This is a genomic window from Burkholderia sp. SCN-KJ (genome assembly GCF_024656005.1).
In the GTDB taxonomy this organism is placed as follows: domain Bacteria; phylum Pseudomonadota; class Gammaproteobacteria; order Burkholderiales; family Burkholderiaceae; genus Burkholderia.
In genome coordinates this window covers 75,182-97,280 of sequence record NZ_JANKOG010000002.1, presented here as the reverse complement: position 1 = coordinate 97,280, position 22,099 = coordinate 75,182, and the positions used below count along the sequence as shown (strand labels likewise).

Sequence of the window (22,099 nt, the reverse complement as noted above, 5' to 3'; positions counted from 1 at the left end):
GCCGGTCACCCGCCCGACGGGCGCCGGCCGCAGGCGGCTTCGGGTATGCTTGGCGCTTGCGTTGCCTTCCGGCATCGCGCTGCCTTGCCTCGCTTCGCTGCCGATTCGCCGCCCGCTTTCACCCATGACCGATCCCGACCACCCGCCTCTCGTGCGCATCGAGCCGCTCGGCGCGACGTTCGACGCGCCCGGTTCGCTGACGCTGCTCGAGGCCGCCGCGTTCGCGCACGTCCGGCTGCCGCGCTCGTGCCGCAACGGCACGTGCCGAAGTTGCCTGTGCAGGATCGTCAGCGGCAGCGTACGCTATACGATCGAATGGCCGGGCCTGAGCCGCGAGGAGAAGGCCGACGGCTATACGCTGCCGTGCGTGGCCGTCGCGACTTCGGATGTCGTGCTCGACGTGCCCGACGCGGTCATGATCGACTGAACGCGGCGCGCTGCCGCGCGCCGTCCCGCAACGATGATGCCTGCCTGGAGAAGATGATGACCCAGTCCACCGATCGCATCGAGAAGCAAGCCGTGCTCGCCGCGCCGCTGGCGCGCGTCTGGGAAGCCGTCAGCAATGCCGGCGAATTCGGCATCTGGTTCGGCGTGTCGTTCGACGGGCCGTTCGTGCCCGACCAGCCGCTGTTCGGCCGCATCACGCCGACGCGCGTCGACGACGACATCGCCAAGGCACAGGAGCCGTATGCGGGCACTGTGTTCGAAATCGTCGTCGATCGCGTCGAGCCGAAACGACTGTTCTCCTTTCGCTGGCACCCGTTCGCGATCGACCCGAACTTCGATTACACGTCCGAGCCGATGACGCTCGTCACGTTCGCGCTCGCGGAAAAGGACGGCGGCACGCTGCTGACGGTCACCGAGACGGGTTTCGACCAGCTGATCGAAGCGCGCCGTGCGAAGGCGCGCGAGATGAACGATCACGGCTGGGCCGCGCAGATGATGCTGATCACGAAATATCTGGCGAAGCACGCGTGAGCGCACCGCGCGTCATGCACGGTATCCGCGTGCCCGCATGCCCGCGCGGCGGGTGCGTGGCATAATCCGCTCCATTGTCGTTCCTACGCCACTGCGCATCGCATGCTGAGTCGTCGTTTCCGGAAGATCGTCAGTCTGATCGGGATGCTCGCCATCCTGATGACGGCGCTCGCGCCGACGATCTCGCAGGCGCTGACGACGCAAGGCCGCGTCGACGCGCTGCTTGCCGGCCACTGCACGGTTGCGCCGGCTGACGGCGGCCACGCCGGCGATGCGTCGTCGAAAAGCCTGCAGGCGCATCTGCAGGCCTGCGGCTATTGCAGCCTGCTCGCCCATACGCCGGCCCTGCCCGCGCCCGAACTGACGTTCGCGGCCAACGTCCACCCGCTCCAGCACCGCGAAGCAACCCGCTTCGACAGCCTGCGCCGCGCGCTGCCGCTCACGGCCGCGCAGCCGCGCGCCCCGCCGCTCGCGTCCTGATTCGTCGTCACCGCGCGTGATGCCGCAGCGCATCGCGCCGTCCGCACGCGTCCGCGCGTGCATGCCGTGTCACGTTTCGAAGGGCGACCATGTTCGACCGTATTGCTCGCGGCGCCGTGCCGTGCGTGCGCTCGCCCGCTTCAGGCGGTTGCGCATGCGCGAACGCGCGGCCGTGTGCCGAATTCGAATACATCGTTTTCCTTATCATTTCCAACCGGATCATCCCGTCATGAAAACCACTGCATTCCTCCGCGGCGCACTCGTCGCGCTCGGCTTCGTCGTCGCCCAGGCCGCACACGCGCACGCGCACCCGAAAACCCTGGAACCGGCCGCCGACGCCACGCTGTCGAGCGCGCCGCACGCGGTCACGATCGACTTCAGCGAGACGCTCGAACCCGCATTCAGTTCGATCGCCGTCACCGACAGCCACGGCCAGTCGGTCGCCGACGGGAAATCCGCGGTCGACGCCGGCAACCGGAAGCGGATGCATGTCGCACTGGCGGACCTGACGCCCGGCACGTACACGGTCGCATGGGTTGCGGTGGCGAGCGACGGCCATCGCACGCAGGGCCGCTACGCGTTCACGCTGAAGTAACCGCACACGCCGCCCGCACGGCGCGCTTCCCTACCCGATCAGGAACACAAACAATGAAACGCTCGATTCCGACCAGCCTGCTGTTCGCACTGCTGGCGCTGCAGGCGCCCGCCACGTTCGCCGCGTCGGCCGTCCAGGCCGATGCATGCTGGATCCGCACGATGCCGGCGACGGTGCCGTCGTCCGGCTATTTCACGCTGAAGAACGACGGCGACAAGCCCGTCACGCTCACGGGCATCGATACGCCCGCGTTCGGGATGGCAATGATGCACGAAACGCAGACGGCCGGCAGCACCGCGAAGATGGTTCACGTCGAAGCGGTCGACGTGCCCGCGCACGGCACGGTGACGTTCAGGCCGAAGGGCTATCACGTGATGCTGGAGGAGCCGCGCCAGCCCGTCGCGCCCGGCGCGAAGGTGCCGTTGCGGCTGCATTTCGCCGACGGCGCGACGGCGTCCGTGACCTGCGACGCGAAGGCGCCGTCCTACACCGGCCAGTAACGCCGGCCGCGCAACGACCGAAGGAGACACACATGAGCAAGGAACGCCTGTCGCTGGCCAACCTGATCGTCCGCTACCGGACGCCGTTGAATGTCGCCGTGCTGATCGTCTGCGGGTTATGGGCGGGCTGGATCGCCTGGATGACGCGGCCGTCCGCGATCGATTCGCCGTCGTCGATCGCCGCCTACTGCGTGCGCGACGCGCGTTGACGCCGTGTGTCGGGGTAAACCGCGCCGCCGTGGCATCATGCACGGATTCACCCCGACCGCAGAACCCGCCTTTCGGAGCGCCGCATGTCCATTCAGACCTGGCTGCTGTTTGCCGCCGCCTATCTCGCCACCACGCTGTCGCCGGGCCCCAACGTGCTGCTCGTCATCCGCAACACGGTGCGCTACGGCTCGCGCGGCACCGCCGCGACGATCGCGGGCAACCTCGTCGCGCAAGGCGCGGTGGTCATGCTCGTCGCGTTCGGCGTCGGCGCCGTGCTGGCCGAGATGCCGCCGCTGTTCATCGCGATGAAGGTCGTCGGCGCCGCGTATCTGATCTATCTGGGCATCCGGCAACTGCGCGGCGGGCGCAACCCCCGTTCGCCGGACGGCGAGGCCGCGATCGTCGAGCCCGACCGCAGGAAACTGTTCCGCGAAGCGCTGTTCGTGTCGGGCAGCAATCCGAAGACGATGATCTTCCTGTCGGCATTCATGCCGCAGTTCATCGCGCACGATCGCCCGCTCGCGATGCAGTTCGTCGTGATGTACGCGACGATCGCCTGCACCGTCGTCATCGTGCACAGCGTCTATTCGTTCGGCGTGCGCCGGCTCCATCGTGGCCTCGGCATCAGCCCGTGGGTACGCGCGGCCAAGCGCGCGAGCGGGCTGCTGTTCGTCGGGCTCGGGATCAAGCTGCTGACCGCGCGGCAGGCGTAAGCATCCGCACGGCGACGGCCCGCGTCGCGGCGCGGGCGGAATCGTCAGTCCTTCGATGCGGCCAGCGCTGCCGCAATCTCGCCGAACGACGGCCGCGCGTCGATATCTTCGTTCAGGCACGCGGCCGCCAGCGCGTCGAGTGCGTGCGAGCCTTCCCACTCACGCGGCTCGCAGCGCGCCAGCAACTCGCCGAGCAGATGGCCGAACGCCCTGACCTCCAGCCGTTCGAGCCGCGCCGCGCGCTCGCGGTCGTTCACGTCGTAGACCGACGCCGCGCCGAAATCGCCGAGCAGCGCGCCGCCGTTGCCGTCGTGCAGGATGTTGTGCGCGTACAGGTCGCCGTGCATGATGCCGCGCGCGTGCAGATGCGCGGCGACCGACGCGATGCCGAGCGCGATCCGCGACGCGTCGGCCGGCGCGAATCGCGCATCGGCCGCATATACGTCGCGCGTGCAGGACGCGAAGCTCGGCGGCCCGGCGAGATTGGTCAGCGCCGGATCGACCAGTTCCATCACGAGGCCGTGCGTGCCGTCGGGATGACCGCGCACCTTGCCGATCACCGGAATCATGTTCGGATGGCGCCCGGCGTGCAGGCAGGCGGCCATTTCGCAATCGGGCATGCCGTCGCTCGTCACCGCGCCCTTGAACAGCTTGACCGCGACCGCTCGCGGCACGGCGCCGTCCACACGCCATTGCGCGCGGTAGATTACGCCCGACGCGCCTTCGCCGAGCTTCTCGTCGCAGGTCAGCGACGTCCAATCGATATCCGCGACGCCCGGCTCGGCCGAAGCCGCGGCTTCCGGCGCGGCGCCGAACGGATTGCCCGCCGACGCGAGCCACGCGAGGCGCGGCAGGCGCAACAGCCAGTCCGGCAGCGCGTCGAGCCGGTTCGCCGACAGCCGCACCAGCTCCAGCGCACGGCAGGCGGCCATTTCGGGCGGCAACGCACGCAGCCGGTTACCCGCGAGCATCAGCTTCTGCAGGCGCGCGCAATCGCCGATCTCGGCGGGCAGCGCGTCGATTGCGTTGTCGGTCAGGATCAGCCAGCGCAGCGCACGCGGCAGCGAGTCGCGCGGCACCGTGCGGATCCGGTTCGCCTTGAAGCCGATCATGTCGAGCTGCGCGCACGTGCCGAGCACTTCAGGAAATTCGGTGAAGCGATTGCCGGACGCGAACAGGATGCGCAGGCGATGCAGCCGCGACAGGTCGTCCGGCAGCGCGGACAGCGCATTGCCGGACAGGTCGAGCACTTCGAGCGTGTCCGCCAGATCGAAGATCTCGCGCGGAAATTCGGTCAGCCCGCACGCGAGCTTCAGTTGCCGGGCGCCCGACAGCTGGCCGGCCTGCAGTTGTTCGAGGGTCGTCGTCACGGGGAAAAAACGGGTTGCGGTTGCGAGGATCGTCGGATCGATCCGGCGAATTTTACCGGCTTCCCCCTCGCCTGCCTCGCGATCGCGTCACACCCCCTTCACAAACGCGCAATGTGGCGCTAGAATTGCGCCCCTTGCAGTACTGAAGTGCCGACGTGGTGAAATTGGTAGACACGCTATCTTGAGGGGGTAGTGGCGAAAGCTGTGCGAGTTCGAGTCTCGCCGTCGGCACCAGATACGGTTTTTCCGTGTTTCGTGCATTTGCAGAACCCGCGACAGCGCATGGCTTCGCGGGTTTTTTGTTGCGTCAGCAAGCCGGGGCAACGCGTGGGCCGCTGACGGAACGTGATCGCGGCTCAGGTGACATCGGCTGACCTGCGATCCTCTATCGCAGCGCACGTTGCTCGAAGCGCTCGACGTCGAATGCCCGCAACTCCGGCCGGAGTCGGCCAGTCCTCAGCCAGCCGGCAACCGCCTGCCCGAACACCGGCGCGAACTTGAAGCCATGCCCCGACAATCCGGCTGCAACGAACAACCCTGGCAACCTTGGATCCGGGCCGAACAGCGGATTGCCGTCCGGCGTGTCGTCGAAGAACGATACGCGGCTGCCGGCTGGCGTCGCGCCGTCGAGGCGCGCGAAGCGCCGCGCCGCGCGAATGCGGAAGCGCGTCTGCTCCACGTCGCCCATGCGCCGGTCGAACCCGTCCACATCGATCGCACCGCTGTCGCCCGCCTGCAATGATCCGATGAAGTAATGCCAGGGCAAGTCGGGACGCAGGTAAAACCCGGCGCCGCGGTCCGAAAATCCCGGCAACGGCGCTCGCTCGCCGTCTTCGGCCCGGACGATTGCGACGCACTGGCGCGACGCCGTGATCGGCAGTTCAACGCCGCCGCTCGCCGCGAGCCGCGCCGCCCACGGCCCCGCCGCATTGACGACGACCGCGCAGTCGATGCTGCCGCGGTCCGTATCGACACCCACGACGCGGCCGCTCCGCGCGCGGATTCCCCGGACCGCACACCGCGTTTCGATCAGCGCACCGTGCATGCGCGCGCCCTGCGCGAACGCCAGCGCAGTCGCGCGCGCATCGCAGTAGCCCGCGTCGGCTTCGTACACGGCGCCGGCCAGACCTTCGACATCGATATCCGCGCACAGGCCGCGTAGGTCGCCCGTCGACAGCAGCGACAGCGCGACACCCTTCGACCGCAGCGATTCGACATATGCTTGCGTCGCGTCCCAGTCCTCAGGCGCCACCGCGGTCACGAAACCCGTGCGCCTGAACCGGCAATCGCCGCCGACGGTCTCGCGCCAGTGGCGGTACGCATGCGATCCGTCCGACGCAAGCGCGACAAGCGCCGGATCCGCGTAGTACTGCCGCACGATGCCCGGCGAAGCACCGGAGGAACCGGCCGCGATATCCGCTCGTTCGAGCAACCGCACTTGCGTACCCGCCTGCGCGAGATGCCATGCGATGCCGCACCCGGTGGTACCGCCCCCCACCACGACGACGTCCGCCGTTTCACGCATGCGCGGCACTCCTTTCGCGGACCAGCGCAGGCGGCAGACACGGATCGAGCGCGTCGCGCGACAGCGGCGAGAACCACACGCGCGCGGCGATTCCGCCACGCGGCCGGGATGCCGTCGACCATTCGCTGCGGCGCGGCGCGCCGTCATGCCCGATCGCGTGCCACAGGTCGTTCGCCAACCGCGGCATCAGCGGCGCGGCGATGCACGCGAGCCCCTTCAGCCACCCATACGCCTGCGCCGCGTCGTTCAGATCGACGTTCGGCAGCGCGATCCACGATCGCAGCACCGCGGATGCGGATCGCACGCTCACCGCGTCGAACCGGAACGACGCATCGAGCAGATGCAGCGACGCGGTCAGCTGCTCGCGCAACGGCGCCGCGATGTCGACCGGTTCGCCGACGATCGACTCCAGCGCCGCGGCAGCGATGCGCATGCGCGCCTGCAGTGTCGTTGCGAGTTCGTCGTTGACGAACCCGATGAAGGCGTCGACGTCGAAGTTCGCCGTGCCCGTTTCGGGGCTCTCGCGCGCGAGGAAGTAGCGGACCGCGTCGCTCGACGCGGGCGTCGCCTCGACGATGTCGGCAGCCCACACAACGTGCAGACGGCTCGTCGAGAATTTCGCGCCCTGCAGGTTGTAGAAGTAGTTCGTCAGCACGTGATCGAACGGTTTGCGACCCGGCAACGCACCCATCACGGCCGCGCTGCCCGCGAGCAGCAGCACCGCATTGTCAATGCCGAAACTGACGAACGTCGTCACGTCGCCGTCGCGCTGCATCGGATGCGCCGCTTCCGTGCCGTCCGCGCACAGGTCGCCGCAGGTCAGCGCGTACTCCCAACCCGATTCGAACAGCACGCGCGGATTGCCCAGGCGATCCGCGGGCCACGCGATGCCCCAGTCACCTGGCGCCGTCAGCCGCACGAGGCCGCGCTCCTGCTCAAGGAACCGCCGAATCACGTCGATGAATTGCGGCGGTGCGCCCGAAGACGCGAGACGGCGCACGAGCGCGGCCTCGTCGGGAATCCGCAGGAACAGGCTTTCGACCTCGCGCCATTCGAGTTCCGCATCGCCGACACGCGGCTCCGGATCGCGCATCGCCTCCGGGCGGAAATGCGCGCCGCATGCCTCGCAGAAGTAGCCGCCGCTCGGCGCATCGCACTGCGGACACCGGCCGACGAGCCACGCGCCCGCCAGATAACGGCCCGTCGCACGGCTGTACAGCACTTTTTCGATCACGGTTTCGGTCAGGCCGCGCTCGATCAGCTGCTCGACGGCGCGGCGCGCATTCGCCGCATGACGATCCGCATGCGGGCCCTGCACGAGATCGACGAATGCGTCGACTTCGACGTCGAGTGCCGCCAGATCGTGCGCGATCCGGCTGTGATAGTCGCGGCAAACCGCTTGCGGTGAGCGCGATTCCTGTAGCGCCTTCCACAACACGTAGGAATCGAAGCCATCGACCGCCGACACGATGTCGACGTGATGACCGTGGCTGCGAAGATGGCGGCCCAGCATGTCCATGCGCAGGTACGGGCCGGCAATGTGGCCGAGATGCAGACGCCCGTTCGGCGTCGGCGGAATCGGCATCAGGAAGAATTTCCGGGATTGGGTTTTCATGGTCGATTTCACGAATTCGAATGAGCTGGCACTGACCGGCGCGACCGCATCACGCCTCGAAACGACGCAACGCCTCATCGGCGAGGCCGGGCGACAGCCGGAAACCGGCGCCGCTACCCGCACCGGCGATCACCACGGGAATCCCTGGCACACGTTCGACGAGCGGCTCGCCGCTCGGCGTATAGGCGTCGCAGAACACGCGCCCGCCCACGAACGCATCGCTCGAGCCCGGCAGGTAGCGCTCGACGACGCGCATCGCGAGCGACCGGTCCTGCGCGGAGATTTCGAGCGCGTGCTTGAGCGGCCGGCAGTCCCACTCGTCGGCGCGGAAGCTGAACAGCCACTGGTTGCGTGCCGGTAATGGCATGAGATAGGCGTCCGATTGCGGAAAGAACACGGCGGCGGCGTCCGGTGGCGGAACGCGATCTACATGCAGCGCGACGACTTTCTTCACGCGCACCGACGCGGCCGCGGCGAATGCTCTGAACGGATCGCCGGCAAGCCACGGCCCGGCCGCCACCACCGCGCGCACGGCACGCAGCGTCGTGCCGTCGTCGAGCCGGAGCTCGACACCCGATGCCCTCGCATTCAATTCGCGCACACCCGCGCCTTCCACACAACTCACGTTCGACGACCGCATGCTTGCGGCGATCAGGCCACGCGCGATCTGCGCAGGATCGTGACTGACCGCCGTCCCGCCGCGCAGCAACACCTCGGTCTCGCCCAGTACGAGCGGTCCGACGAGCTTGTCGCGCAGGACGTCGGGTGGCACGTGCGCATCCCCGATCGTGAAATCCACCGCAACCTGCTGCAGTTCGCTCGCGCGCGCGGCTTGCGTCACCCAGAACACGTCGGCGGCAGTCGTACGCAGTCCGAGCGGGCCCCGGATGTCGCGATAGCGTTCGGCGCTCAGCGCTGCCAGCCTCCGCTCCCTCGGCGTGCTGCCCGTCGCCAGCAGCACGCCGGCGGAATGCGCGGTCGCGCCGTCGCCGACGCGGAATCGCTCCACGAGACAGATCCGCCATTGAGGAAAGCGCCGCTGTGCAAGATGGAGAGTCCACGCGCCAACGATGCCGCCGCCGACGATCGCGAGATCATATTCAAGCGCCATGCTCATTGCCACCATATCGAAAAGATTTGCGCGTCCACTTCGCCGACATTGCGCGCGAAATGTGGCCGCCACGGTTCGAAGAACACGGCCTGTCCCGCGTCGACGCGATGCCACGCACCGTCGTAGCAGACATCGAGCTTCCCGTTCGACACGAACCAGATCTCATGCACCGCATGACGGTCTTCCTGCGTGCCGCATCCGGGTTCGATCGTGAAACGGGAACTGCGCAGCGGGGCCTGCGCCATCCGCTCGCAGAACGTGTGCATGAACAGCCGCACGCCGGCGAGACCGACCGCCTCCTCGGCTTCGACGACGAGAGGCTCGACCGACACGGGGGCGCCCGGCGCCTGGCACGCCACCTGATCGTCTCCGCGCGTACCTTCTGCGATCCGAGTCACGAGATCACCTCCAGATCCTGCAAGCCGTGCTGGACGACGCGGTCCTGCGCTTCCCAGTGGACGAACGGCGCGCGCTCATCCAGGTCGTAGCACTGCGCCCCGGCGATGCTGTTGATGATGCGCGCGCAACGCCAGGGAATCAGGCCGAGATTCGGGTCGGCGATGCCGCGCTGGTGCCGGGCAGCGTTCTGCACATAGATGCGGCTACCGGACGGGCCGTTCCAGCGGATCGCATAGTCGTGGTCGACGACGAAGCCGTCGTCGCGCCACTCGATCCGGTCGGCGATCGGGTCGAGGCATGCGGGCATGCCATATGTGTAGCCCGTGCAGAGCACGACGATGTCGGCCTCGAGTGCTTCGTGCACGTCGCGCTGCGCGTGCCTGAGCGTCAGCGACCAGCCGCTTCCGTTGCGGGCTACCGAAACCAGCTCGCGCGCCGGGCGCAACTGAAGATCGCACGGCAGGCCCGTCACGTGGCGCAATTCGTATACGCGCCGGTAGATCGCCTCGAGCAGCGCGGACGATACCCCGTCGCTCGCGAGTTTCTGCTCAGCTAGCAGCGACGCGCGACGCGTTGCCGGCAGATCGTAGAAGTAGTCCGCATAGCCGGGCGTATAGAGTTCGTTGGTGAACGACGATTCGTCGAGCGGCGCGAAATTCCAGCGACGCGACGCCCACGTGACGCTCGCCGGCATCGCACTCGCGTCGGAAATCAGATGCTGGAACACCTCCGCACCGGTCTGCCCACCGCCGATCACGACGACGCGCTTGCCCTCCACCGGATTGTTGTTGGTCAGGTACTGCGACGCATGCAGCAGCGTCGTGCCGAGATACGGCTTCGCGCAGTCGGGAACGCTGGGCTGCTGCCCCGTGCCGAGCACGAGATGGCGCGTGGCCTGCTTCCAGTCCGACCCGTGCACGACGATCAGGTCGCCGTCGGTCTCGACCGCCTCGACTTCGCGGTTGAACTCGAGATTCGGCAGTTGTTCGCAGGCCCAGCGATAGTACTGGTTGAATTCGCGCCGCATGACCTGCGGGAAATTCGCGTTGATGAAACAGAGCAGCCGCTTCTGGCTCGCCAGAAACTGCAGGAACGACAGCGCGCTGGTCGGATCGACCAGGCTGACGAGATCCTTCAGGAACGAGACCTGCAGCGCGGCGTTCGGCAGCATCAGCCCCGCGTGCCACTGAAATTCGGCACGCCGGTCGAAAAAGCGGCTGCGAATCGTCGGGTGCGGCTTGAGGAGCGCGGCGAGGCTGAGATTGGCCGGCCCGATCCCGATCCCCACGACATCCATCGGTGCTTCCGTAAGCGAGTAGCGCATGGTTAAAGTCCTTAGATAATCAAAGCGACAGCGAAACGGCGGCCCGGACACGCAATGCGCGCCGACACGGCGTCGCAGACCGCGTCCAACGGCGATCCGGTTGAAATGCTCGAGTGAATGGAATCAGATTGCGGGTTTCGGCTCGCGGACTGCCCGCACGAGCGTGACGCGCCAGCATCCAGCCGCCGCCAGCGACAACCCGATCGCAACGAAGATCGCGACGCGCACACCTCCCCCCGGGGTCTGCGCGGTGCTCATCAGCGCGCCGAAGATCGCCACGCCGAATGCCGAGCCGCTTTGCCTGCTCGCATTGAGCACGCCAGCCGCGATGCCCGCACGACTCTTCTCGACGGCGCCCATCATCGCGGCCGTGACGGCCGGCGTGATCACGCCCGAGCCGAATCCGACCGCGGGAAAACACAACGCCACGCGCCAGTACGGCGCATCGCTCGCCAACGCCAGCAACCCCGCGAAACCCGCTGCGTAGAGCAGGAATCCCGCGACCACGACCCGGCGCGCACCGAACGACCGGCACAACCGGCCTGCCGAGAAACTGCCGCCCGTCACCAGCACGGTGAGCGGCAGAAATGCGAGACCGGTCTGCAACGGCGGCCAGCCGCGGTTCTCCTGGAAATACAGGCTGAGCAGGAACAGCAGTCCGTAGAAAATCAACGCCGACACCAGCGAGACGAACACCGATGCGGAAAACACCGGAAGACGAAACAGGCCGGGTGGAAGCATCGGCTGCGCGCGGCGGCGCTCGATCGTGACGAAGCCGGTCCAGGCCGCGACGGCCAGCACGATGCCGCCGAGAATCGGCGTCGATCCCCATCCCAGTTTCGCGCCCTCGATCAGGATCGCAACCGAACTCCCGAGCGCGATGATCGCCGCCACCTGGCCGGCAAAATCCATATGCGCTCCCCCCTGGCGATGCGATGCGCGAGGAACGCGCGTCGTCAGCCATGCACCACAAACGGCGAGCGGAACGTTCACGAAAAAGATGCTTCGCCATCCGAACCAGTGAATCAGCAGACCGCCCGCGAGCGGGCCGGCCGCCATCGCGATGCCGCCACAACCGGCCCAGACGCTGATCGCCCCGGCCCGCTCCTGTGCGTCCGGATACGCCGAGGTGATCAGCGTCAGCGAACACGGCACGAGCAGCGCGGCGCCGACACCCTGCAGCACGCGCGCAATGACCAGCGTCGCGAGATCAGGCGCGGCGCCGCATAACGCCGACGCGGCTGCAAACACCAGCAAGCCGGTCAGGTACACGTTCTTCGCGCCGAGACGATCGCCGAGCAAGCCTCCCGTCAGCAGCAGGCTCGCGAACGTCAGCGTGTAGGCATTGACGACCCACTGCAGCCCCGATACATCCGAGCCGAGTGTTGCCGCGATCCGCGCGAGCGCAACGTTGACGATCGACGTGTCGAGTATGACGACGACATAGCTGAGGCTCGTTGCCAACAGCACGCTTTTCTTGTATGCGATTGTTTCATTCACGTGAATGAGGCCCCCTACGGAATAGCGTGTTGACTATAAGCGTGGGGCCATCGACAATGCTTCGGAGCGTATCGAAGTGTGCCGGATCGAACGTCGGTTCGCGATACGAAGAAGACAATAAATAGAACCGGAGAGAAACAGTGAGTCAGCACAATATTTCAACCGTGGCCCATTTGATCGCGGAGCCCGTTCGTGCAGTAATCCTCATCACGCTGACAGACGGTTGTGCCCGCTCGGCGAGCGCGCTTGCGGAAGCCGCCGGCGTCACCGCACAGACGGCGAGCTCGCACCTCGCAAAACTGCTTGACGGCGGCCTGCTGAAGGTGGAAAGCAAGGGCCGGCACCGCTACTACAGCCTGGCCGGCCCGCACGTTCCCCGCGTGCTCGAGAGCCTCGCGTCCGTCGGCCCCGTCTCGCGGGCATGGCGCACGACGCCGAATCGTTCCGCACGGGAATTGCGCTTTGCGCGGTGCTGCTACGACCATCTCGCCGGCCAGATCGGCGTTGCCGTCACGCAGCGCATGCTCGAGCGCGGCTACCTCGTCGAGCACGGCGAATACGCGTACGAACTCACACCGAGCGGGCATTCGTGGCTGCAGCAACTCGGCCTCGACGTCGGCGGCCCGTTCGCCAATCAGGCAGGACACGCGCACCGTTGCCTCGACTGGACCGAGCGGCAATATCATATTGCCGGCGCGCTCGGCGCCCATTTGATGAACGCATTCTGCACATGGGGATGGATGACCCGCGGTCATGAGACCCGCGTCGTCGCCGTGACGCCGGCCGGCTGGGACGCGCTGCGTGAACATTTCGGCATCGAGCGCCACACCGAACTGGACGCGCAGGCACAGCGGGGTGCGCCGCGGTTCGCCGAATATCGCGAGACGGCCTGACCGGCAGGCGGCACCGGCGGCATCACGCAGGTGCGTCGGCCGCCTGCAACGCCGGTTGGCGGCGGTAAGCGCCGGACGCGAAAGCCGCCTCGATTTCCACGATGCGCCGCTCCAGATCCTCGCCTGTCCGGCGCCACGCGGGTATCGCGTCCAGCAACCGAGCATGCCACGCGGACAGATGCGGGTAGTCGCCAAACGGCGCGCGAGTACGCGGCACATGGCTGAACGGCGCGGCGAGATCGATGTCGGCCAGCGTCGGCACGTCGCCGACCACGAACGTGCGATCGCGGAGATGGTCGTCGAGCACCTGCGCATACCGGCGAATCGATCGCAGTGCGTCGGCCACCAGCACCGGGTCTTCCTCTCGTCCCTGCAGCCGGTGGATGAAGCGCTCGTCGATCAGCACCGAGGGCCCGCGCCGGAAATGCTCGGCGGCCCAGAACATCCATTTGAGCACGTCGACGCGTGCCGTGCCTGCCGGCCATAATGACGAGCCAGACCGTTCGGCCAGGTAAATGGCAATCGCCGACGCCTCGAACAGCGCGACATCACCGTCGGTCAGCGTCGGAATGGTTCCGTTCGGATTGAGTGCGAGATAGGCCTCCGTGCGGTTCTCGCCGGCGAACAAGTTGATCGGCGTGAATTCGACGTCGAGCGACTCATGCATCACGACGGTCAATACCCGCCGCGTGTTGCTCGACCCGCGGTCGCCATACAGTTTCATCCTGCCTCCGTTGCAACGGTATTTCGTTCATCAAGGCGTTCGTCGTCGGCGCGCCAGCGCCGGCACAGCTCGCCCGCCTGTCGCGCAGCCTGATAAACCGCGTTGATCAGCGGTGCGCCGGCATAAGACGCGACGCCAAGCGTCCAGATTCGCTCCGGCCGCGCGGCGCCCGCGAGCCAGACCCGGAGGTCGTGCGACACGCGCGGTACGCCGCCCGTGACATCCGCATCGGCCGACAACGCCAGCGCGTGTTCGCTCGCGCGCAGCGGCGCCTTCTGGAAGCCGGTCGCGCACACCACCGCGTCGTATGTTTCCGACGCACCATCCTGCCAGTCAATCCGCCAGCGGCCGCCGACCTCGTGCAGCGCCGCCGGCACGCCAGCCTGGACGCGCAGCCGCCCTTGCTCCACAAAGCCGAGCAGTTTCTCGCCATTCCCGAGCGGGCATGCGAACAGATATCGGCCCATCGCACGCGAGCACGCGTCGATCGCCAGCTTCTGACGCGCCAGCGGTTCGCTGCGCAGGCGCGCTTCCGCCGCGTCCATGTTCGCCACCAGAATGTGTTGCCAGTGCGTCGCGCCGTCGCGTGCCAGCGTCACTTCGCGCCGCAGTCGTTCGACCGGATCGCGCAGCCGCACCACCTGGTCGCGCAGCGCGCGCCCGCGCACCGCGCGCGCCGACCGCGCGATGATGCGCATCAGACGCCACGACAATGCGCTCGAGTTCAGATCGAGACGGGCGTACGCGGCGGTGTCGACCGGTACCGGTGCCACGCGCGTCGTCGCCGTGCGCACCGCCGGCAATCGGCCCGACGGCGACGCGATGACGATCGAATGACCGCTCCGGCACAGCAGCAACGCCGCGTCGACCGCCGTCAGCCGGCTGCCCAGCACGAGCACGCGCGATTGCGGCGCGAGCTGGGCGAGCACCGCCCCTTCCGGATAAAACCGCGCGAAAATTCGCGGCGCGCCGACGTGCGCCTTCACGGGCTCCGGTATGGCCGATTCGCCGTTACCCGTACACACGAGCACGTCAGTCGCGTCGAGCGCCGTATCGTCGTCCAGCCAGCAACGGTAGCCGCCCGCCGCCATTCTTTCGACATGCCGCGCACCGGCTCTCACCAGACGGTGATCGATACCCGCGTCGCGGGCCTGCTGGCTGAAGCGCGCATGGCACGCAACCAGATAGCCCGACACATAGCGACGCGGGACGAACGCGTCGCGCGACACGGACACGCCGATGGATAGCAAATAGGCGCGGAAATCGTCCGGATCGTCGTCGAGCATCGACATCGTCTCGACCGACGTATTGCACAGCAGCGCCGGATCGAGCGCGGAGAACGCAACGCCCTGCCCGATTCCGAGCGGATCGACGATGTCGATCGACTGCGCGACACCGAATCGGACCGCTGCCGCGAACGCGGCGACGCCGCTCGCGCCCCCTCCGACGATAACCAGCCGGCGCCGCCCGCGCGCATCGCTCGCTACTCGTGCGTTTTCCATGGGTTACGTCAGTCTCGTCTATCGCGATACACCGGCATTCGCCGCAGCCAGCACGCCGCCGAGCAATCTGACGCCGTACCAGCCCCAGTACACGCGGTGGCTGACGATCTGACCGCCATCGATGTCCATCATCTCCATCAGGTCAACCTGATCGCCGGCCGGCGCGACGCGCGGATATTCCCACGTGAGCTGCTTGCCGTTGACGAAATAGACACCCGTGCGGTACCACTGTGCGAGGTCGCCGGGAAACTTGCGGATGCTGTCCTCGAAGAACGTCAGGATCGCGTCGCGCCCGACCACCAACCCGCTGTTCCGCTCCGGATAAACGGCCAGCGCGAGCGGCGTCTCGAGTACCGCGCGCTCGGCATAAAGCGCAGCCGTTCCCGCAAGGTCGCGCTTGCACACCGTGTCGTGCCACGCGGTGAAAATACGGTTCATGTCGGCATCGACGGAATCATTCATCGGAATCTCCAGGCAGGGTCGACCTGCGCATGACGGCCAGCATCGTGTTCGATGCCCGACTATATCGGAGTCCCGCCGCGTCTCGTTTCGACGCGTGTCGAAGTATCGTGCCGCGCCGCATGCCGCGGACCCGCAACGTGACGCGCGCCGACTTCCGCCGCAGGGTTCGCGTCGAACATCATCGATGCCGGCCGATTGACGGCGGCAGCAGCATCATCCTGAGCGACGACTTCCCGTCAAGGCGCCGGCAACATCGCCCGAACGGCATCCCGTGGATCCGGAACGCTGGCGATGCCGCATTCGAGGTCGCGGCGCCGGACACTGCGTCATCTTGCGCGAGCAACGTGGGGCGGCCGGCTTCGTGTTCGGACCCGGACGATCATTTCGCTCGCTTGGAAGTCTATTTCGCCGTGGGCGCGCGTAAATCGGACAGAAGCCCTGAGGACATCGTAGGACGGGGCGCGGGCCGAAGTTGTATCGGCGATACAGACCGGCTTACGATTCGTCGTGCCGGCGCGAGACATCGTGCGGCACGTGCATGTAATCGCGAAGCGCGCCGGACACGACATTCAGCTTAGCCAATCAATATCGGAACATGAGGCCATGGCGACCACACGCCATGCCTCACAACAACGGCAGGGTCAACCGAATATGCTCCGCAAACGCCGCCGTCAGATGCGACGGCCGCTTCCTGCCGAACCGCAGCGTGATGCCCACCGCCGGCGACGGCGGCAGCCCGCGATCGCCGGCGAGGATCGCGAGATCGGCAGGCACCGCCGCCTGCGTCATCACCGCGAATGCCTGCCCTGAACGCACCAGCGCGGTCAGCCCCGCGAGGCTGCTGCTCGCATAAGCGACGCGATAATCGCGGCCAGCGCGATGCAGCGCCTCGCAGGCCGCGATGTGATCGAGCTATCGGGATCGGACAGCGCGAGCGGCAACGGATCGAACCGCGTCGCATCGAGCCCCGGATAGCCGATCCAGACCAGTTGCTCGCGGCGGATGAAGTCGCCGTCCGAACCATCGTCCGGCACGGACACCATCGCCAGATCGACCGCCCGCTTGTCGAGTTGTTCGAGCAACCGCGGCGTCGGCCCGCACACGACCTCGACGATCGCCTGCGGATGCTGGCTCGAGAACTGCCGCAGCAGCGACGGCAGGAACACGCCCGCGTAATCGTCCGGACAGCCGAACCGGATCGTGCCCGACAACCCGGTGCCGCACAGCGGACGGCCGCGCGATCCTCGATTTCACGTCGGGCCAGATGAGCGCGGTGCGCGGGCACAGCCACCCGGAAATCGTCTCCGTCATCAACGAATACGCGGGCAAGCTCGATCACCTGTTCAGTGGGATGCTGTCGCGCCCCGTCGTCGACCTCGCGACGCGCCTCGCCGACATCACGCCGCCCGGGCTCGATATCGACCGTCCTCCAGACCCCTTCCGTGTTGAACGGGTCTTCGTGCCCGAGTCGCCGCGCCGTGTCGATATCGTCTGGCTCATAGAGAAACAGGATCCCGCTCACCGAGCTAGCGTGTCGGCAAGTCTTCCGCGAAATTGTCGAACACACGTTGCACCAGGGCATTGATTCTCAGCATCGTGGCCGACTGGGTTCTGCCCGCGAGCGTGACGATCCCGAAACAGGCCGATCCAGCCAGCGGCGGATCGAGCGGCACCGGATGCAACCTTCCCGCCCGAACCGCCTCGTCGAATACTGGCCGGCTGCCAAGAATGACGACATCGCTGACGGCTGCCGCCGCCTCCAGCTCGCCGAAATCGTCGCTCTGGAGCTTGATGCGATCCGCGATTGGATATCCGAGATGCTGCTGAAGATCGTCGAGCGCGTACTTCGACAGATGCGTGCAGCCGACCGGATACTTCAATAGATTCTCGGGCGATACGCCAGCCATGCCCGCGAGCGGATGCGCGTGACCGCAGAAGAATGCGGCCCGCCATCTCGGCAGCGGCACGATCTCGATTTCCGGCTGCTGCGTGAGCGACGCGATATCGCCAACGAACATGTCGATGCGCTCCGCCAGCAACATGCCGAGCAAGTCAGCGGTATCGCCGCGCTTGAGTACCACGCGTACTTGGGGCGCATTAACGGCCCCGAACGTCAGGATGGGTTGCCTGAGCAGCGCGGCTGGCGTCGCGCCCAGCCCGATGCAGAGATCGCCGAACTCCCCGCGCTCGAGCAGCGCGAGGTCGCGCCTGAGCTCCCGCACTTCGAAATCGATCCGGCGCGCCCGCTCGACGAATACCTTGCCGTGCGGCGTCAGCGTGATACGTTGCGCGCTGCGATCGAACAGCGAAATACCGAACTCCGCTTCGATCGACTGGATACTGCGGGACAGCGCGGATTGACTCAGATGCACCTCCGCGCAAGCGCGACTGAAATTCTGGCACCGAGCGAGCGCGAGGACGTGTTGCAGTTTGCGAAGGTTCATGTGAAATCAGGCGTTCACGGGCAGCGACGCTGCCCACGTGCGGAAAGTATAGTCGCGCCCTTCGCCGCAACGGCTCGATCGTGGCGCCCGTGTGCCGTATCAGAACCGGTGATGAATGCCGACGCTCACGCCGACCTGACTCTTGCCAGGCTGGCCCACACTGGAAAAGCTGTTGACGCCGAACGCGCTCTCGTCGGAGTTCCAGACCGTGCCGACATGCGCATACAGAAACGTCGCCTTCGACAGCAGATACTCGCCTCCGCCGACCAACAGCGTCGGGTGTCCCGGCGTGCTCTGGAACGCGTAGCGGCCGCCCAGCACGTACCATTGAATCGTCGGCGTCGCGAAACCCTTCGCACTGCCCCAGTAAGCCACGCCGCGCGGCGTCAACTGGAGGTCTCCGACCACGCGCGTGACGCCCGCGGCAACGGTCACGCCGCCCACCGTATAACGAAGCGCCGCGCCGTACCGCTCGTCGACCCGCCCCGACGCATCGATGCCGCCTGCGCTCGTACCGCGACTCTGCTCGTAAAGCACGCGAGCGGCAAGCGCTCCCCGCTCATATTCGAGCGCCGCACCGACATACCGGCCGGCCAGGCCGTTGCCCGGAAGTTGTTGACCGAAGCCATATTCAGCCTCGACATTGAATCCGTAAAACGGCTGCGACTGGAATTTCACCGCATTGCTCAGCCTCAGCGTCGCCAGCGGGATCGCGTTCAGCGAAAGCGTCGAGTCGTTGGCGAAATACGTAGGGTCATAGAGCACCGTCTTGTCGAACTGTACGCTGTATTGCCGCCCGAACGTCAGCCGGCCATAAGGCGATCGAAACCCGACGCTCGAAAGGCGGTTGAACAACGTGCCCGGCGTCACGAGGGTGCCCTTGCCGAGGTCGAAGCCGTTTTCGAGCTGAAAGATTGCACCGTAGCCCCCGCCGAGATCCTCGTCGCCCTTGATGCCGAAGCGGGACGGCAGAAACGCACTGCCCAGCATGCCAAGCGACGACTTCCCGTTCGATCCGGCGTTGGTCAAGCTCTGGATGCCGATATCCAGGATGCCGTACATGACCACCGAGCTCTGCGCGCGGGCGCCATCCGCACCCGTCGCGCACGCAAGTGTCAATGCGGTCGTCGCCAGTCTCCTCACTGATTTTCTGTTTTTCATGTCGCCCCATCGATTGATTGGATTGTGCTGCGATCCGGCCCCACGCATTCCCGCTCGCTACGGCATATCAATTTCGCATACCGAATCGTTTGGAAACCGATCTTCTTCATCGCATGCGCGGCACAGGTGTATGCGTTCGCGTGAATCTTCGAGACCGCGATGCATCGTATTCAGCTAAAAAATCACCATCCAATGAGATTCTTGTCGTCGGGCGATGCAAGAGTTGCATGACCCTCCGATGACTGTGTGCGGAACACACGAGCGGGCGTTCCGATCATGTCGGTCACGACCGACATGGCCATCCTCGTCAAAAAAAAGCGCGTATCAGTTTCATGACTGACACGCGCACAAGGAGACACGGCTCTGATGCGGATTGCACGAACGACGCGTTGTGACCTTGGACTACCGCGACGCACGACGATCCGGACATCCATTCGGCTCGACGGCAAGTCCCGGACAAATCGGCGTGGTTCCGACAGCGCGGCATATCGATTCGTACCGGTCGCCATGCGACCGCGCAACAGGCTTCGTCATCGCGAACCCGGACGCGCCCGCCCGTTCATCGGGCAATCCGCTCGACGAGCGGGTCGATCCAGCGGCCGGCTATCCACACGTACGCGCCCGTTGAGATCGCGCAGAACCAGTAAAGCCCGATCCCGACGACGATCCCGATCGTCATCGGCGATTCGACCGGGAAGTGGCGTGTCAACACGGCCGGAGCGAACGCGACGGTCAGGATGAACGCAAAGTAGATGCCCAGCACGAGCACGCTCATGCCGATGCTCAGGCGTGTGCGACGCCGGACCAGACGGGCCACGTCGCGCGTGCGTGCGTCGACGCTTGCGTTCGCATCGGTGCTGCGTGCGACGACTGCCGGGTGATTGACGTTCGACATGGTTGCTCCAGTGATCAGTGAGTTTGGGGAGCGCTGATGCCGATGCCGGTCGCGCTGCGGAACATCTGCGCATCGAATCCCGCACGCTCCGCCGCCGCACGAGCGGACGAGTCGGTAATCGATGCGAGCCATGCGACGCCGAACGCCAGCGTCATCGAGAACAGAGTCGGATTCGCGTACGGAAAGAGCGCACTGTCGTGCTTCAGGATGCCCACCCAGATCGTCGGCCCGGTCACGAGCAGCCCGACCGACGACACCAACCCGACTATCCCGCCAGCCAGTACGCCGCGCGTCGTCAATCCTCGCCAGAACATCGACAGCATCAGGATTGGGAAGTTGGTGCTCGCCGAAATGGAGAACGCGAGCCCGACCAGGAAGCTGATGTTCAGGTTTTGCACGAGATGCGACAGCAGCAATGCGGCCGCGACCAGTACGAACGTGGCCCGGCGCGATACCGCCAGTTCGCGCGCCGGATCGGCTTGCCCCCGGCACAGGATGCGCTTGTACAGATCGTGACCGACCGCCGATGCGCCCGAAATCGTGAGCCCCGCGACGACCGCCAGGATCGTTGCGAACGCAACTGCTGACATGATGCCGAGGAACACGTCGCCGCCGAAGTAATGGCTCAGATGCATCGCCGTCATGTTTCCGCCGCCGATCAGCGTGTGCGTGACCGGATCCAGGAAAGCGGGATTGCGGAGCACGAATACGATCGCACCGGCGCCGATCACGACGACCGCGGTATAGAACCACGCAATGAGCGCGGTTGCGTAGAACGCCGATTGCCTGGCCGCGGCGCCGTCGCGTACGGTGAACAGGCGACTCAGGATATGTGGCAGGCCTACCATGCCGAAGATCAACGACATGCCGAGCGAAATCGCATCCACGGGGTTCGTGACGAGCCGGCTCGGCGCCAGCACGGCCGAGCCGGCCGGATGAGACTGCACCACCGTGGCGATCAGCCGACTGGCGCTGAAGCCGGTCGCCTGCAGCACCTTGAACGCCAGATACGTGCCGATCGCGACCATCAGCACCGCCTTCACGATCTGCACCCACGTGGTGGCCAGCATCCCGCCGATCAGCACATACACGAGCACCAGCGCGCCAACCGCGAGCATCGCCACCATGTAAGGCACGCCGAACAGCAGCTGGATCAACTTGCCGGCGCCGACCAGCTGGATGACGAGATAGAACAGCACGATCACCAGCGAATTCACGGCGGCCAGGCTCCGAACCGGACGCTCCGCGAGACGGAATGCGACGACATCGGCGAGCGTGAAGCGTCCGAGATTGCGTAGCGGTTCCGCGACGAGAAACAGCAGGATCGGCCAGCCGATCAGCGTGCCGACGCCGTAAATGATGGAGTCGTAGCCCGAGCCGGCCATCATGCCGACCGCACCGAGGAACGACGATGCGGACATGTAGTCGCCTGCAAGCGCGAAGCCGTTCTGCAACGGCGTGACACTGCCGCCGGCCGTATAGAACTGCGAAACCGAGCGGTTGCGACGCGATGCCCAGTACGTGATGCCGAGCGTCAACGCAACGAAGAGCAGAAACGGCGCAAGCGTATACCCGCTTGCGACGCGCTGCGCCGGGGCTTCGGCCGCGCATGCCGCGCCCGTTGCGGCCGCGGCGCACACGCCTGCCGACAGCGCGGCCATCGTCCGCCGGGCGCGAAACGTTGCATGTTCCATGATG

The 22,099-nt window shown here is 66.4% G+C and carries 22 protein-coding genes, 1 tRNA gene and 2 pseudogenes; 10 read left to right on the top strand and 15 right to left on the bottom strand.

Going from position 1 to position 22,099, the window contains the following annotated elements:
* The first annotated feature begins 124 nt into the window (after positions 1–124).
* The 7 genes from NQV17_RS03800 (at position 125) to NQV17_RS03770 (ending at position 3,476) form a co-directional block, all read left to right on the top strand.
* Positions 125–427 carry a 2Fe-2S iron-sulfur cluster-binding protein gene (locus tag NQV17_RS03800; RefSeq protein WP_257769007.1) on the top strand — a complete coding sequence of 101 codons (303 nt, stop codon included), beginning with the start codon at positions 125–127 and terminating at the stop codon, positions 425–427.
* 56 nt (positions 428–483) lie between these two features.
* Positions 484–978 carry an SRPBCC family protein gene (locus NQV17_RS03795; protein WP_257769006.1) on the top strand — a complete coding sequence of 165 codons (495 nt, stop codon included), beginning with the start codon at positions 484–486 and terminating at the stop codon, positions 976–978.
* A 102-nt stretch (positions 979–1,080) separates the two neighbouring features.
* Positions 1,081–1,458, top strand: coding sequence for a DUF2946 domain-containing protein (locus NQV17_RS03790; protein WP_257769005.1), 378 nt, complete (start codon positions 1,081–1,083; stop codon positions 1,456–1,458).
* A gap of 229 nt (positions 1,459–1,687) precedes the next feature.
* Positions 1,688–2,053 (top strand): copper homeostasis periplasmic binding protein CopC, encoded by a 366-nt coding sequence (copC, locus tag NQV17_RS03785; RefSeq protein WP_257769003.1) that lies wholly within the window; start codon positions 1,688–1,690, stop codon positions 2,051–2,053.
* Between the two features lie 53 nt (positions 2,054–2,106).
* Positions 2,107–2,553: a copper chaperone PCu(A)C gene (locus NQV17_RS03780; RefSeq protein ID WP_044846864.1), complete on the top strand. Its 447-nt coding sequence runs from the start codon at positions 2,107–2,109 to the stop codon at positions 2,551–2,553.
* A 32-nt stretch (positions 2,554–2,585) separates the two neighbouring features.
* Positions 2,586–2,762: a hypothetical protein gene (locus NQV17_RS03775; RefSeq protein ID WP_257769000.1), complete on the top strand. Its 177-nt coding sequence runs from the start codon at positions 2,586–2,588 to the stop codon at positions 2,760–2,762.
* A gap of 84 nt (positions 2,763–2,846) precedes the next feature.
* The gene (locus NQV17_RS03770; protein WP_257768998.1) at positions 2,847–3,476 is read left to right on the top strand and encodes a LysE family translocator; all 630 of its coding nucleotides are present in this window, start codon (positions 2,847–2,849) and stop codon (positions 3,474–3,476) included.
* 44 nt (positions 3,477–3,520) lie between these two features.
* Here NQV17_RS03770 and NQV17_RS03765 read toward each other — a convergent pair whose 3' ends face one another.
* Positions 3,521–4,846 carry a leucine-rich repeat-containing protein kinase family protein gene (locus tag NQV17_RS03765; RefSeq protein WP_257768996.1) on the bottom strand — a complete coding sequence of 442 codons (1,326 nt, stop codon included), beginning with the start codon at positions 4,844–4,846 and terminating at the stop codon, positions 3,521–3,523.
* Between the two features lie 149 nt (positions 4,847–4,995).
* Here NQV17_RS03765 and NQV17_RS03760 point away from each other — a divergent pair.
* Positions 4,996–5,080 (top strand) — tRNA-Leu (locus NQV17_RS03760).
* 151 nt (positions 5,081–5,231) lie between these two features.
* Here the strand turns inward: NQV17_RS03760 and NQV17_RS03755 are convergent.
* The 6 genes from NQV17_RS03755 to NQV17_RS03730 form a co-directional block, all read right to left on the bottom strand.
* On the bottom strand, positions 5,232–6,371 hold the full coding sequence (locus NQV17_RS03755) for an FAD-binding oxidoreductase (RefSeq protein ID WP_257768994.1): 1,140 nt from the start codon (positions 6,369–6,371) through the stop codon (positions 5,232–5,234).
* Positions 6,364–7,986 carry a methionine--tRNA ligase gene (locus NQV17_RS03750; protein ID WP_257768992.1) on the bottom strand — a complete coding sequence of 541 codons (1,623 nt, stop codon included), beginning with the start codon at positions 7,984–7,986 and terminating at the stop codon, positions 6,364–6,366. Before NQV17_RS03750 ends, NQV17_RS03755 begins: the two co-directional genes overlap by 8 nt.
* A gap of 49 nt (positions 7,987–8,035) precedes the next feature.
* Positions 8,036–9,097, bottom strand: a complete 1,062-nt coding sequence (locus NQV17_RS03745) for an FAD-binding oxidoreductase (RefSeq protein ID WP_257768990.1) — start codon at positions 9,095–9,097, stop codon at positions 8,036–8,038.
* Between the two features lie 2 nt (positions 9,098–9,099).
* Positions 9,100–9,495 carry a cupin domain-containing protein gene (locus NQV17_RS03740; RefSeq protein WP_257768987.1) on the bottom strand — a complete coding sequence of 132 codons (396 nt, stop codon included), beginning with the start codon at positions 9,493–9,495 and terminating at the stop codon, positions 9,100–9,102.
* Complete coding sequence (locus NQV17_RS03735; protein ID WP_257768985.1) at positions 9,492–10,820, bottom strand: lysine N(6)-hydroxylase/L-ornithine N(5)-oxygenase family protein; 1,329 nt, start codon at positions 10,818–10,820, stop codon at positions 9,492–9,494. Before NQV17_RS03735 ends, NQV17_RS03740 begins: the two co-directional genes overlap by 4 nt.
* Before the next feature lie 123 nt (positions 10,821–10,943).
* Complete coding sequence (locus NQV17_RS03730) at positions 10,944–12,290, bottom strand: MFS transporter (RefSeq protein WP_257768983.1); 1,347 nt, start codon at positions 12,288–12,290, stop codon at positions 10,944–10,946.
* A gap of 194 nt (positions 12,291–12,484) precedes the next feature.
* Here NQV17_RS03730 and NQV17_RS03725 point away from each other — a divergent pair, with 194 nt between their 5' ends.
* Complete coding sequence (locus NQV17_RS03725; protein WP_257768981.1) at positions 12,485–13,213, top strand: helix-turn-helix transcriptional regulator; 729 nt, start codon at positions 12,485–12,487, stop codon at positions 13,211–13,213.
* Between the two features lie 22 nt (positions 13,214–13,235).
* Here NQV17_RS03725 and NQV17_RS03720 read toward each other — a convergent pair whose 3' ends face one another.
* From NQV17_RS03720 to NQV17_RS03705, 4 genes and pseudogenes are all read right to left on the bottom strand, one after another.
* Entirely contained in the window at positions 13,236–13,937 is a 702-nt protein-coding gene (locus tag NQV17_RS03720; protein WP_257768979.1) for a glutathione S-transferase family protein, read from the bottom strand.
* The gene (locus tag NQV17_RS03715; RefSeq protein ID WP_257768977.1) at positions 13,934–15,439 is read right to left on the bottom strand and encodes an FAD/NAD(P)-binding protein; all 1,506 of its coding nucleotides are present in this window, start codon (positions 15,437–15,439) and stop codon (positions 13,934–13,936) included. Before NQV17_RS03715 ends, NQV17_RS03720 begins: the two co-directional genes overlap by 4 nt.
* 18 nt (positions 15,440–15,457) lie before the next feature.
* Positions 15,458–15,901, bottom strand: coding sequence for a nuclear transport factor 2 family protein (locus NQV17_RS03710; protein ID WP_257768975.1), 444 nt, complete (start codon positions 15,899–15,901; stop codon positions 15,458–15,460).
* 624 nt (positions 15,902–16,525) lie between these two features.
* Positions 16,526–17,127, bottom strand: a pseudogene (locus tag NQV17_RS03705) (LysR substrate-binding domain-containing protein); the annotation flags it as partial.
* Here NQV17_RS03705 and NQV17_RS03700 point away from each other — a divergent pair.
* Positions 17,127–17,318, top strand: a pseudogene (locus NQV17_RS03700) (aminotransferase class III-fold pyridoxal phosphate-dependent enzyme); the annotation flags it as partial. The pseudogenes NQV17_RS03705 and NQV17_RS03700 overlap by 1 nt on opposite strands.
* Positions 17,319–17,427: 109 nt before the next feature.
* Here the strand turns inward: NQV17_RS03700 and NQV17_RS03695 are convergent.
* The 4 genes from NQV17_RS03695 to actP form a co-directional block, all read right to left on the bottom strand.
* Positions 17,428–18,345 carry a LysR family transcriptional regulator gene (locus NQV17_RS03695; RefSeq protein ID WP_257768973.1) on the bottom strand — a complete coding sequence of 306 codons (918 nt, stop codon included), beginning with the start codon at positions 18,343–18,345 and terminating at the stop codon, positions 17,428–17,430.
* Between the two features lie 99 nt (positions 18,346–18,444).
* Complete coding sequence (locus NQV17_RS03690; protein WP_257768971.1) at positions 18,445–19,506, bottom strand: porin; 1,062 nt, start codon at positions 19,504–19,506, stop codon at positions 18,445–18,447.
* 559 nt (positions 19,507–20,065) lie between these two features.
* On the bottom strand, positions 20,066–20,401 hold the full coding sequence (locus NQV17_RS03685) for a DUF485 domain-containing protein (RefSeq protein WP_257768969.1): 336 nt from the start codon (positions 20,399–20,401) through the stop codon (positions 20,066–20,068).
* A gap of 14 nt (positions 20,402–20,415) precedes the next feature.
* Positions 20,416–22,095 carry a cation acetate symporter gene (gene actP / locus NQV17_RS03680; protein WP_257768967.1) on the bottom strand — a complete coding sequence of 560 codons (1,680 nt, stop codon included), beginning with the start codon at positions 22,093–22,095 and terminating at the stop codon, positions 20,416–20,418.
* Positions 22,096–22,099 lie beyond the last annotated feature (4 nt).